The organism is Zunongwangia pacifica (assembly GCF_023499215.1).
Lineage (GTDB): Bacteria > Bacteroidota > Bacteroidia > Flavobacteriales > Flavobacteriaceae > Zunongwangia > Zunongwangia pacifica.
In genome coordinates, this window is sequence record NZ_JAKHSK010000024.1 from 1 (window position 1) to 13,141 (window position 13,141).

The 13,141-nt window shown below is 37.6% G+C and carries 11 protein-coding genes; 2 read left to right on the forward strand and 9 right to left on the reverse strand.

The window, feature by feature from the left end; genetic code table 11:
• Positions 1-265: 265 nt before the first annotated feature.
• The 9 genes from L1967_RS15130 to asnB all read right to left on the reverse strand — a co-directional run bounded on the left by L1967_RS15130 (position 266) and on the right by asnB (position 10,635).
• Complete coding sequence (locus tag L1967_RS15130) at positions 266-2,056, reverse strand: hypothetical protein (protein ID WP_249602345.1); 1,791 nt, start codon at positions 2,054-2,056, stop codon at positions 266-268.
• 384 nt (positions 2,057-2,440) lie between these two features.
• Positions 2,441-3,235 carry a tryptophan-rich sensory protein gene (locus tag L1967_RS15135; protein ID WP_249602346.1) on the reverse strand — a complete coding sequence of 265 codons (795 nt, stop codon included), beginning with the start codon at positions 3,233-3,235 and terminating at the stop codon, positions 2,441-2,443.
• Between the two features lie 157 nt (positions 3,236-3,392).
• Positions 3,393-4,022, reverse strand: coding sequence for a ligase-associated DNA damage response endonuclease PdeM (pdeM, locus tag L1967_RS15140; protein ID WP_249602347.1), 630 nt, complete (start codon positions 4,020-4,022; stop codon positions 3,393-3,395).
• A 4-nt stretch (positions 4,023-4,026) separates the two neighbouring features.
• The gene (locus tag L1967_RS15145; RefSeq protein ID WP_249602348.1) at positions 4,027-4,410 is read right to left on the reverse strand and encodes a protease complex subunit PrcB family protein; all 384 of its coding nucleotides are present in this window, start codon (positions 4,408-4,410) and stop codon (positions 4,027-4,029) included.
• Between the two features lie 244 nt (positions 4,411-4,654).
• Positions 4,655-5,401, reverse strand: a complete 747-nt coding sequence (locus L1967_RS15150) for a succinate dehydrogenase/fumarate reductase iron-sulfur subunit (RefSeq protein WP_249602349.1) — start codon at positions 5,399-5,401, stop codon at positions 4,655-4,657.
• Positions 5,402-5,425: 24 nt separating this feature from the next.
• Positions 5,426-5,803 carry a four helix bundle protein gene (locus L1967_RS15155; RefSeq protein ID WP_249602350.1) on the reverse strand — a complete coding sequence of 126 codons (378 nt, stop codon included), beginning with the start codon at positions 5,801-5,803 and terminating at the stop codon, positions 5,426-5,428.
• A gap of 47 nt (positions 5,804-5,850) precedes the next feature.
• Positions 5,851-7,854 (reverse strand): fumarate reductase/succinate dehydrogenase flavoprotein subunit, encoded by a 2,004-nt coding sequence (locus tag L1967_RS15160; protein WP_249602351.1) that lies wholly within the window; start codon positions 7,852-7,854, stop codon positions 5,851-5,853.
• 12 nt (positions 7,855-7,866) lie between these two features.
• Positions 7,867-8,529 (reverse strand): succinate dehydrogenase cytochrome b subunit, encoded by a 663-nt coding sequence (locus L1967_RS15165; protein ID WP_249602352.1) that lies wholly within the window; start codon positions 8,527-8,529, stop codon positions 7,867-7,869.
• A gap of 423 nt (positions 8,530-8,952) precedes the next feature.
• Positions 8,953-10,635: an asparagine synthase B gene (asnB, locus tag L1967_RS15170; RefSeq protein WP_249602353.1), complete on the reverse strand. Its 1,683-nt coding sequence runs from the start codon at positions 10,633-10,635 to the stop codon at positions 8,953-8,955.
• Between the two features lie 290 nt (positions 10,636-10,925).
• Between asnB and L1967_RS15175 the strand changes: the two genes are divergently transcribed.
• The gene (locus L1967_RS15175) at positions 10,926-12,224 is read left to right on the forward strand and encodes an aminopeptidase P family protein (RefSeq protein ID WP_249602354.1); all 1,299 of its coding nucleotides are present in this window, start codon (positions 10,926-10,928) and stop codon (positions 12,222-12,224) included.
• Positions 12,225-12,293: 69 nt separating this feature from the next.
• Positions 12,294-13,064 carry an alpha/beta fold hydrolase gene (locus L1967_RS15180; protein ID WP_249602355.1) on the forward strand — a complete coding sequence of 257 codons (771 nt, stop codon included), beginning with the start codon at positions 12,294-12,296 and terminating at the stop codon, positions 13,062-13,064.
• Positions 13,065-13,141: the final 77 nt, after the last annotated feature.

The window sequence follows — 13,141 nt, forward strand, 5'->3', positions numbered from 1 at the left end:
CCAGCATCTCGAACAGCCTTATAAGACCAATGACAAAGCACGGTTTTTTTGCTTTCCCTTCTTCTATTGAAATCTAATCATTATTTCTCTTAAATCTACATGCAACAAACATAGGATGACATCACTTTTACATTCAAAATTCAGCATTCAAAATTCAACATTTCCAATCCTGATTCCTGGCTCTTCTGTCTTGATTCTCTAGTCTATTTTCTAACAGGCGAAGCCGGTCTATGTACTAAGCTCTAACCGCGCAGCGGTCTAAAACCTAAGCCACTTCCGCTTGCTGTGTTATTTCTAAAATTCGGCTTTCGCAGATCAATAAATCGGTTAAAAACTGATGTTCTTTAATCACTTTTCTAAAGAATAAATTCTTGTAATAGTCGATCCCTTCTTCCAGATTTTGGGTAAATCGGGTGAACTTTTTCGCTTCCCGTTTATTCGAAAAATCGGTGCTATCGGCCAATTCCTTTAAGTAATCAATGTACAATTGCAATTCTTTAATAAACATATGCGGGCGGTAACCGCTCAACACATTTGTACGGCCATAAATATGATCGGTGAGCTCTTTTAAGGAATATTTACCCGAAAAATACGCCAAATTTGGCCCAGGGCAAACAGTGACAAAATCCATTTTCTTTACAAAGCTGAAATTGTAATTTTTAGCGGCACTATTGCACAAACCGGTACATAAACACTCTTTTTGAAACAACAAATCGGCTTCCCTGGCCTTTTCAGCATTCGATAAATCGGAATTTTGAATTTGCTTCAGTTTTAATTTTTGGTATTTATGCGAAGCGGTACAAATGGGTTTTTCGGTAAATTCAGTATTCGATTCCAACAATTTCTCTGGGCACGAACTGCCGGGTTTATTACGTAAAAGATTTCTTCTTCGGAAATCCTCTCCGCTGGCTCCCTTCAGATAATTAAACCGAACGCCCAACGGCGAACTATGGCTTAAAACAATGTCTTGTTCCTTCGATTTTTGAAGTTTTTCGAGGGTTTCTTCATCTACATTCGTCGCTTCCGGACAAAGTAAAAATGGCGATCCCCATCCGGTCGCATCGGCCTGAAAATAATCTTTTAGTAAGGTGTCTTCTTCAAACGTACCAATCCCTCCCTGTACGGTGATTTTTATGTCGGGCAATGCTGAAATTTCAGCTTCTTCAGCAACAGCACTTCGGTAAAGTGCGGATAGTTCTGACTGTAATTCGTCTTTTTTCTGCTTAAATTCTTCCATTATCGGCCCCATCAAAAAACCGTCGGTCGCGAAAGCGTGTCCGCCACAATTTAAGCCCGATTCAATCCTGAATTCACTAACCCAAATTCCACGTTTGGCGAGGTATTTTCCCTGAATTAAAGCGGAACGGTAATCGCTGACTTTTATAGCGATGGCTTTGCTGAAATTCCCGTTGTTATTGGGTTTAAAAGTTTTAAAAGAGGACAGGTAATTAAACAATCTGGGGTTCATCCCGGCCGAAAAAACCAAGGTTGAATTCTCCAAATTGCTTTCGGCATAGCCTTTTAAGGCCTGCAAAGCATCAGATCCGTTTTCGATAACTTCTTTGTTTTCATCAATTTGGTCGCTATCGATTTTCGTCATAATATTGACTTCAATCGCACCGGGTTTCACTTCTTTTCTCAACTCGGTTTCCAGGTTTTCTTTTTCTGAAGGATCAGTTAGCTGAAGAAATTTAAGGTATTTCTGTTTTAATTCAGAAACTTCAGGAAGCATTTCAAAATACTTGGTAATTTCTGAAGTACCTGAAAAAGCAGCGGTTTTCACCTCTTCTACTTTCTTTTTCACTTCTTCACCAATCAAATTCAGGTAATCGGTAATCCGCTTGGCCCTAAAGTTGGATTCTTTTTTAGTGATGGGGTGAAAAGTCTCGTTATTGAGTTTATAATAATACTCACGCATTTTTTCGATAAGGTGATCTTCGATAATTGAAATGGAAGAATTTATCCCAAAATGCGCCACTTTTACCGGCGTATCGATGGTGTAAGCAATGCCCATCACCGGAATATGAAACTGATGTGGGGATATGGCGTTTTTCATTCGTCTTAAGTTTAATCACCAAAGATGAGAAGCAGCCCTCGTTTAAAATATGATATTTATCAGGTTTTTATTTTTAGTAGGGAGTAGTTAGTATTGAGATTTGAGAGGTTAGAGTCTAGACTTTAGTTAATATAAATTCGTCATCCCGGACTTGATCCGGGATCTCATCACTCTAATGAGATTCTGAAACAAGTTCAGAATGACCTTTCGCTTATAAAAATTTCATAACTTCAAAAGAAAAAAGATCTCTCCGCTTCGCCTGCCTGCCGGCGAGGCAGGGTCGAGATGACCTCATTTTTTCTAATTTAAAATTCAACATTTTCAATCTTGATTCCTAGCTCTTGAATCTATAGTCTATACTCTAAAAGCGAAGCGATCTAAAATCTAATTCTTATTCATCATTCGATACATTGGGTTTTGCTTTCGGTTGAGGAAGCCGTGATAAGCGCAATTGAGTCCGATTAAAATAGCGCTCCCTAAAGCTACATAAGCAATTAAGGTTTGGTCGTCAGAATGTCGCATATAAATGGCGAATAACGCCCAAATCCCAACGGCAGCAAACTCGCGCATACATCGGGCGTAAATCATTACAATATTCAAAATCGCAGCGACAACAATCATAATAATCGTCCATTGCACTTCAGAAAAAATACCTCCATTCCATCCAATCTTGGCTAAATACGCGGCGATATTGGCAATGGTGGCCACCGCAATCCAACCCGAATACAAACAAATGGGCCACCAACTAAATGCGATGATTTTTAAGGGCGCATCCCAACGTTCCATATTGGTATTCAGGATAATTTTGATGAGTGAAAAGAGAATCAGCAGCATTAAAAAAATCGACAATCCCGTGTATTCGTACAACCAGACAATCACCCAGGCGGCATTGGCAAGATTGGCCAAAATAAACCAGAATTTTGTTTGCTGAAGAAACTGCAAATCGGTTTTTGGGCCGAACGCTTGATAGATTTGATAGCCCGAAAAGGCCAGCAATCCCAAATAGATAATTCCCCAAATGGCAAAAGCATAATCTGCCGGAGTGAACAGGTTAAAATATTCGTGACTTAGGCTGCCCATCGTGTTTCCGTTAAGCTTCACGGCTTGCGTGTAATAACTCACAAAAAGCGTGATGACTACGGAAAGAAAATTGAGAACAGCGAGTAGTTTTGGTTTCATAGTTTTTAGTCTGAGTAGTCATTCTGAACCTGTTTCAGAATCTCATAGGAGTGATGAGATTTGGGATGACACAATTAATTTATGAAATTAATTATTAGCGAATTAAACCAGCGTTAGTTTTAGGTTAAAGTTTAGATTATTAAAAATGAAAAACATTTTAATTCACCCGAATGACTTCAGATTGCGCGCACACAAAAACCTGATCTTCAGTTTCGGGTTTCATTAAAAATGTCCCGGTAAATTCACCAAAAGCAGGTAAAATCAGTTGATTTTTGCTTCGGAAGAAACACTTTAGTTTTAAATGCTGTTTCGCCAAGCCGACTAATCGGTATCCGGGATGAATGTGCCCGCAGATATTAAAACTCCCTTCTTTTTCTTCGGGATGATGCGTTAACCGGAAGTTCTCGATCTGTAATTCCTGATGAATGTTCACCCCTAATTCTTCATAATGCAACGGAGAAATAATATCGTGATTTCCGGCAATTAAGATAATTTCAGCTTGTTGCTTTTGAAGCCAGTTTTCAAATAAATTCCATTCGGCATTCAACGCGCTATGAAAAAGATCGCCTAAAAAGATGATTTTCTGTGGTTGAAACTTCGCAACTGCTTCATCCAGGCGATCAAAATTCGTCTGAATTGCCGATTGTGGCACCGCGCTGCCGTATTTCCGAAAATGAGAGATCTTCCCCAAATGTACATCGGCTACCAGCAGGGCTTTTTGCTCTTCCCAAAAGGAAACGCCACTGCACGCCAACTGAAAATGGTTATTTTGAATATTGATTTTCAATGAGCTATTTCACTTCTTCAAATTCGATTTGTTTATCGGTTTTAGGAATTGTCGCCACATAATAAGGCTGCGTCATTACCATTGTGGCCATCCCTTCCGGATGCGATTTCTGTATACTTATCACCACCGATTGCATCTTATTGTCTACCGCTGCAATTTTGATAGAATGCCCTCCTTTGGTGCGTTGCTGATCGATTAACACAATCACCATTTGCTTATCAAAATCGATCGCATCGATCTGTTCTTCTTTTATCGTAGCATTTATCTTATTCATTTTAGCGGCTACTTCTTTCCATTCTGCCTGGTTTTTAAGCACCATATTGGTTTCCACTAAACCATCGTTGCCATTCCCGTATAGGTTGCCTTCAGCAATTAGCGTCGGATTCATATCTTGATTGTTTTTAGCTGAATTACAACTGAACATTAACATCGCAAAACAGAAATAAACCAGGTTTTTCATAAATATTTGTTTTAATAGCGAAGATAGAAATTTGCTTATTGAATCGTAATTATGTTAACAAGGTTTTGGGGTTGGTTGGGGAGAGGGGCAAAAGCCATATTTTCAAGGCAAAACAAAAAATCCCGAAATCTAGAAAGAAATCGGGATCAGTTTTATTCAGAAAAAATATATTTTATCCTTTAGTACTTGCCGATAAATACTCACGGTTCATACGAGCAATGTTTTCTAAAGAAATTCCTTTAGGACACTCGATTTCACAAGCACCGGTATTGGTACAGTTTCCAAATCCTTCCAAATCCATTTGGCGAACCATATTTAAAACACGATCTGTCGCTTCTACCTTTCCTTGTGGAAGTAAAGCGTATTGCGAAACTTTGGCTGAAGTAAATAGCATCGCACTTGCATTTTTACAGGCAGCAACACAAGCCCCACAACCAATACAGGTTGCAGCATTAAAAGAATCATCTGCATCATGCTTATTTACCGGAATACTGTTAGCGTCGATGGTATTTCCCGATGTGTTTACAGACACATAACCTCCTGCTTGCTGAATACGATCGAAGGCACCTCTATCTACAATTAAATCCTTTACTACTGGGAAAGCATTAGCTCTAAAAGGCTCGATAACGATAGTATCACCGTCGTTAAACTTTCTCATGTGTAGCTGGCAGGTAGTAATTAATCGATCTGGACCATGTGGCTCTCCGTTAATCTGAAGTGAGCAGGTTCCACAGATTCCTTCACGACAATCATGATCAAACTCTACCGGATCTTCACCTTTAGCAACAAGACTCTCGTTTAATACATCTAGCATTTCAAGAAAAGACATATCCCCTTCGATTCCGTCGATTGGATAGGATACCATCTTCCCTTTAGCCTTAGCGTTTTCTTGTCGCCATATTTTAAGTGTTAACTTCATATTGTTAAAGTTAAATGTTAAAAGTTAATTGTTTTTAGCCGCTCTTTTAAGGTAGTTTATATATCCATTCAAAAGCGATAAACAATTAGTTATTTGTTTTTTATAAGCTTCTAACTTATCGTTATCAATATAATTCTCATCATTTGCAGTAATCAGTTGATCGAGTAATTCGTAAAGTGAACCTCGTGATGTTCTACAAAACTGAATATTTTCTTTGTAATGAAATCTTCCGTATCCTTCAGCAATATTATGAGTTACTGATCGTGAAGCTCTACGCATTTGAGATATTAATTCATATTTTTCATAATCTGGAAAAGTCTGAATTAAATCTTTGATTTGATTTCTTAAAACCCTTGCTTCTTGCCAGCATTTTAAGTCTTCAAAGCTTTTTATTTTATCCATTACAATTTTATGCCAACCATTAACTATTCACGATTAACATAATAGGTCTATTTATAACTTCTTGTTTTTAATTCAATATTATTGAAGATAAGCTCTTCTTTGTGTAGGACGGCATCACTAGGTTGCCCTTTATACTCCCATGCAGCTACATATTTAAAGTTTTCATCATCCCTTAAGGCTTCTCCTTCTTCGGTTTGATATTCTTCTCTAAAATGACCTCCACAAGACTCGTTTCTATGCAACGCATCTTTGGCAAAAAGTTCTCCTAATTCAAGGAAATCGGCTACACGCCCCGCTTTTTCTAATTCTGCATTTTTGCTATTTGCGGTTCCTGTTACTTTAACGTTCTTCCAAAAATCTTCTCTTAACGCCTTAATTTCTTCGATAGCTTCTTTAAGACCTTGTTCATTACGCGCCATACCACATTTTTCCCACATGATCTTACCTAATTTCTTATGGTAAGTATCTACAGAGTGTTTACCACCAGCATTCATTAGGCGATCGATACTGTCTTTCACTTCTTTTTCTACCGCATCAAATTCTTTAGAATCTGTTGGGATTTTACCGGTTCTAATATCTTTTGAAAGGTAATCTCCAATAGTATAAGGCAATACAAAATAACCATCGGCAAGCCCTTGCATTAAAGCTGAAGCTCCTAATCTGTTAGCCCCGTGATCTGAGAAGTTAGCTTCTCCTGCAGCATAACATCCGGGGATGGTTGTTTGTAAATTATAATCTACCCAAAGTCCGCCCATGGTATAGTGAACTGCAGGATAAATCATCATTGGTGTTTCGTAAGGATTTTGATCTGTAATCTTTTCGTACATCTGGAAAAGGTTACCATATTTAGATTCTACAACTTCCTTACCTAATTTTATAATTTCAGCTTCAGATGGATTCTTATGACCCGAAGTAAATGCGGCTTCTTTTCCGTAGCGTTTAATCGCGCTAGCAAAATCCAGATATACCGCCTGGCCTGTTTTATTTACTCCAAATCCTGCATCGCAACGTTCTTTCGCTGCCCTGGACGCTACATCACGAGGCACCAAGTTACCAAATGAAGGATATCTTCTTTCTAAGTAATAATCTCTTTCTTCTTCAGAAAGTTCGGTTGGTTTTTTCTTTCCTTCTCTAATGGCTATAGCATCTTCTTTTTTCTTGGGAACCCAAATACGACCATCGTTACGTAAAGATTCAGACATCAACGTTAATTTAGACTGATGATCTCCGGTAACCGGGATACATGTTGGGTGAATCTGCGTATAACATGGGTTAGCAAAGTAAGCTCCTCTACGGTGAGCTCTCCATGCTGCCGTCACGTTACTTCCCATAGCATTTGTTGAAAGGAAAAATACGTTCCCGTAACCTCCAGACGCTAAAACAACAGCGTGAGCAGAATGTCTTTCTAGCTCTCCTGTAATCATATCTCTGGCAATAATCCCTCTTGCTTTACCATCAACTAAAACAATATCCATCATTTCATGACGGTTAAAGGACTGGATTTTACCACGATTAATCTGGCGATTCATCGCAGAATAAGCTCCTAATAATAACTGCTGACCAGTTTGACCTTTGGCATAAAAAGTTCTGGAAACCAAAACACCACCAAAAGAACGGTTGTCTAAATAACCACCATATTCCCTTGCAAAAGGCACACCTTGCGCCACACACTGGTCGATAATATTTCCAGATACTTCAGCAAGACGATACACATTCGCTTCGCGCGAACGATAATCCCCGCCTTTTACTGTATCATAAAAAAGACGGTAATCTGAATCACCATCTCCCTGATAATTTTTTGATGCATTTATACCTCCCTGAGCGGCAATAGAGTGCGCGCGTCTTGGAGAATCCTGATAACAAAATGTCTTTACGTTATACCCTAATTCTGCAAGAGTCGCCGCAGCAGCACCTCCTGCAAGCCCGGTACCTACAATAATAATGTCGATATTTCGCTTATTGGCAGGGTTTACCAGGTTAATATCATTTTTATGTTTAGTCCACTTATCTTTAAGCGGCCCCTCTGGTATCTTTGATTCTAAAACTGACATAAATCTTGCGAATTAAAGGTTATTGATATAGTGAAACAATGCTATAAAAATAAATCCTAGCGGAATAATTATAGCAAAAGCCACTGTTAGGCCTCTTACTCCCTTAGCATATTTGTTATTCCAACCCATAGACTGGAATGATGAAGAAAACCCATGAAGCAGGTGCAAACTAAGAAAAACAAAAGATAGGCAATAGGCTCCCACTCTTATTGGATCCTGAAATTTAGCGACCATCTCACTATAATATCTTGAAGCATCCTCTGGGTGAGATTCCACATATTTATGTACAATTTCTGGTATCCAAAAATCATAAAAATGCAGTGCTAAAAAGGCTAATATTACTAATCCAGAATAAATCATATTTCTGGACATCCAGCTTGAGTTAGCTCCTCCGTTATATTTTACATACTTTACATTTCGAGCACCACGGTTTTTGGCTTCCAGAACAAATCCCATTATAAAATGAAATATCACCCCAAATATCAATACCGGCTGAAGAATAGCCTGTACGAAAAAATTGGTTCCCATAAAATGGGAAATTTCATTGAATACGTCTTCACTAAAAACAGAAGTGAAATTTATTGTAAAGTGCTGAAGTAAAAATAAGACCAGGAACAGTCCCGACAAGGCCATCGCAACTTTCTTTGCGATAGATGATTTTAAAAATCCACCCATTGGTTTGATTATTTATAGAATTTTAACAGCAAAAATACACTCCAATTCATTTACGGACAAACTTTCATGCTTCTTTGTAGGGCTATTTAGAACAAGTTTAAGTAAGCCATAATTTTGTTTAATCTCAAAAGTTGCTAAACTGTAGACCCAAAAACGTATAAAAACAGTATTTTCAATAGCTAAAAGATGAAATCCTTAAAATCGAAAAAATAATTCAAACGATTGAAATTCTACAATTTATAAAATTTTGAAAATATATCCATCTCACAAAAAAAGCCATTCAAAATATCAAATTTTGAATGGCTTTTTAAGTTTAACTTTTAGGACTCAAGAACCTTTGTGGCAAACCCATAAGATATGGTTCCTAAAATCTTTCTGATCATTATAAGGCAACCCCCGGGCAATAAAACCCTAAATAAGGAATTAACCTTCTATCAAATCTTTTTTATAAGCATCTGAATGCACGTTTGCTACTGCCCTACCAGATGGATCGTTCATATTCTTAAAAGACTCGTCCCATTCTAAAGCTGTTGGTGTACTACATGCTACTGAAGGTACTGAAGGAACAGATAATGCTGCAGCATCACTTGGGAAATGCTGCGAGAAAATCGTTCTGTAATAATATTCTTCTTTACTTGATGGTGGCTGAATTGGGAATTTAAAATGAGCATTTTTAAGTTGTTCATCTGTAACCTCAGAATTTACAAGTTCCTTTAAAGTATCGATCCAACTATAACCAACACCATCAGAGAATTGCTCTTTTTGCCTCCAGGCCACACTTTCTGGCAGATAATCTTCAAAAGCTTTTCTAAGTACCCATTTTTCGATACGCTCCCCATTAATCATTTTGTCCTGTGGGTTAATTCGCATCGCCACATCCATAAATTCCTTATCTAAGAAAGGAACACGACCTTCTATTCCCCAGGCACAAAGTGATTTGTTCGCTCTTAAACAATCGTATTGATGCAATTTATCTAGTTTACGTACGGTTTCTTCGTGAAATTCTTTGGCATTTGGTGCTTTATGAAAGTAAAGGTATCCACCAAAAAGCTCATCAGACCCTTCTCCAGAAAGCACCATTTTAATCCCTAAAGATTTGATAGTCCTGGCCATTAAATACATAGGGGTTGAGGCTCTAATTGTGGTGACATCATAAGTCTCTAAATGATAGATCACATCCTTTATCGCATCTAAACCTTCCTGAATAGTGAACTTAATTTCGTGATGCACCGTATCCAGATGATCGGCTACCTTTTGCGCCGCTGCAAGATCTGGTGAACCTTCTAATCCAATGGCAAAAGAGTGCAATCTTGGCCACCATGCAGCATCTTTATCATCACTTTCAATTCTTTTTTCTGAATATTTTTTAGCTACTGCTGAAGTTATTGAAGAATCCAGCCCGCCTGAAAGTAATACCCCATAAGGAACATCACTCATTAACTGGCGATGTACCGCTTTCTCTAAAGCTTCTCTTAGTTCTTCGATGTTGGTTTCGTTATCTTTAACCGCATCATATTCCATCCAGTCACGCTCGTACCATCTCTGGAAACCATCTTCTTTACTGGACAGGTAATGACCTGGAGGGAACAATTCAATTTTAGTACATTTTCCTTCCAGTGCTTTAAGCTCTGAAGCAACATAAAAAGTACCATTTTGATCCCAACCAATATACAAAGGTATAATCCCCATATGATCCCTTGCAATTAGATATTCGTCCTTTTCTACATCATAAATAGCAAAACCAAAAATTCCGTTTAGATCATCAAGAAATTTCGCTCCTTTGTGTTTATACAACGCCAGGATCACTTCACAGTCTGATGCTGTTTGAAATTCGTAATCTGGGCACTGCGCTCTTAACTTTTTATGATTATATATTTCGCCATTAGCGGCAAGTACTAAATTACCATCCTTGGATAATAAAGGCTGTCCTCCTGAAATTGGGTCGACAATGGCAAGACGCTCGTGCGCCAAAATCGCATTATCATTACTGTAAATCCCACTCCAATCCGGACCACGATGTCTTAAACATCTGGCCATTTCTAATAATTGAGGTCTTAAATCATCAGACTTCTCTTTTAAATCGAACGCACAAACAATTCCACACACAGTTTTAAAATTTTAAGTATTAAAGTTGAAACAAATATCGATTAAACATTTCATTAAAAAAGCTTCAACATACATTTCAATTACAGATATAAACTAAAAAATAAAAATTAGCTTAATTATTAAAAAATCATAAGTATAAATATAATGATTTTTTATCAGCAATAAAGCTTCCGTAACAAATCGTTGTTGCATTCCTAATGCATTGTCTATTTTATCAAATATTAGCCTTGGATTAACAGGCATTCTAACCGCTGTTTTTTAGCTTTGGGGGATAATTTGAAATTACAGTTATGAAATACGATCAAATAGACCGCAAACTATTTATTAAAAACCGTAAAAACTTTATGGAGCGTATGGTTCCTGGAGGATTAGCTGTTTTTAATGCTAATGATGTTTTCCCTATTGGGGCCGATAGTACAATGCCTTTTCAGCAAAATAGGGATTTATTCTATCTAAGTGGTGTAGACCAGGAAGAAGCGATTCTAGTTTTATTTCCAGAAGCACCAAAACCAGAACACCGGGAAATACTTTTCTTAACCGAAACCAATCCGCATATCGCCGTTTGGGAAGGCGAAAAACTTACAAAAGAAAGAGCTTTTGAAGTAAGTGGTATAAAAACAGTGTACTGGCTACAAGATTTTGAAAAGGTGTTTTTTGAAATTATGGCGCAAGCAGAGACGATTTATTTTAACAAAAATGAACATTATCGCGTTCAGGGAAGTATCCAAACAGAAACCCGTGACGATCGCTTTATAAAATGGTGTAAACAAAAATACCCGGCGCATCAGGTTGCTAAAAGTAATCCCATCTTGCAAAGGTTACGTTCTGTAAAAGATCCTATCGAGCTGGATTTAATGCAGCAAGCCTGCGATATTACCGAGAAGGCTTTTAGAAGAGCGCTTAAATTCACGAAACCTGGCGTATGGGAATATGAAATTGAAGCGGAATACTGGCACGAGATGATAAGAAACCGCTCTAAAGGTTTTGCTTATACCCCTATTATCGCGAGCGGAAATAATGCCAACGTATTGCATTACACTGAAAATAATCAGCAATGTAAAGCAGGAGATCTTATTTTATTAGACACGGGTGCCGAGTATGCCAACTATTCTAGTGACATGACCAGATCGATTCCCGTTTCAGGAAGATTTACCGATAGACAAAAGCAAATTTACAATACCGTTAATAAGGTTAAAACCGAAGCTACAAAATGGTTGATCCCAGGAACCATGTGGGACGAATTTCATAAAGAAGTTGGAAAACTAATGACTTCAGAACTACTGGATCTTGGTTTACTTGATAAAGCCGATGTACAAAATGAAAATCCAGACTGGCCAGCTTACAAAAAATATTTTATGCATGGTACCGCTCATAATATTGGCTTAGATACGCATGACTATGGTATTTTAACCGAACCTATGAAAGCGAACCAGGTTTTTACTGTTGAACCGGGAATTTATCTGCCGGAAGAAGGATTCGGAATTCGATTAGAAGACGATGTTGTAATCCAGGAAAAAGGAGAACCGTTTAATTTAATGCGCAATATTCCTATTGAAGCAGAGGAGATTGAGGAGATTATGAACTCTTAACAGCTATATAAAAAGGCCACAATAATTGAAAATTAATTCAATTTTGCGGCCTTTTATAATGTAATGCTTATGAAAATACTGTATAAAAATACACAAATAAAGTTTACAACAAAGGGAAAAAGCAATCCTTTAGTGCTTTTACATGGATTTTTAGAAACCGAAGCAATTTGGAAAGACTATCTGGAATTACTTTCTAAAGAGCGCCAGGTGATTACAATCGATCTTTTGGGCCATGGAAAAACAGGAAATATCGCTAACGTCCATTCTATGGAAAATATGGCAGATGCAGTAGTGGAAGTACTTAATCATTTAGGAATCCAAAAAGCCAGCTTTGCCGGTCATTCTATGGGAGGCTATGTAATTATGGAGATCTTAAAAAAACATCCTGAGAAAATATCAAAGATTAGCCTTATCAATTCTACCCCAGCTGAAGATACTCCCGAGAAAAAGGAAAACAGGGAACGTGTTGCTGATATGCTGACCAAAAACAAATCGGCTTTTGTAAGTATGGCGATTTCTAACCTCTTAACTTCTGAAAATAATAAAAAGTTTAAGCCAGAAATCGAAATTCTTAAACGTGAAGCACAAAAAATGGCTTCAGAAAATATTATTGCAGCCACACTGGGAATGAAGAATAGATTAGACAGCACTGAAGCATTTAAAAACTTTAAAGGAGAGAAATTTATGGTTATTGGCATGCAGGACCCGGTGCTGGATGTAACAACCACCCTACAAATAGCCAAAAAAACGAATGCTGAAATCATCGAATTTCCCGATGGACACTTATCCTTTATTGAAAATAGGGAACAATTATCTCATTTTCTTCAATCAAAAGCATAAAATTCAGCAGTAAAAATCTCTTCTAATATCATAATTTGGAAACAACTTAAGAGAACAGATGCATCATACAAGCTAAA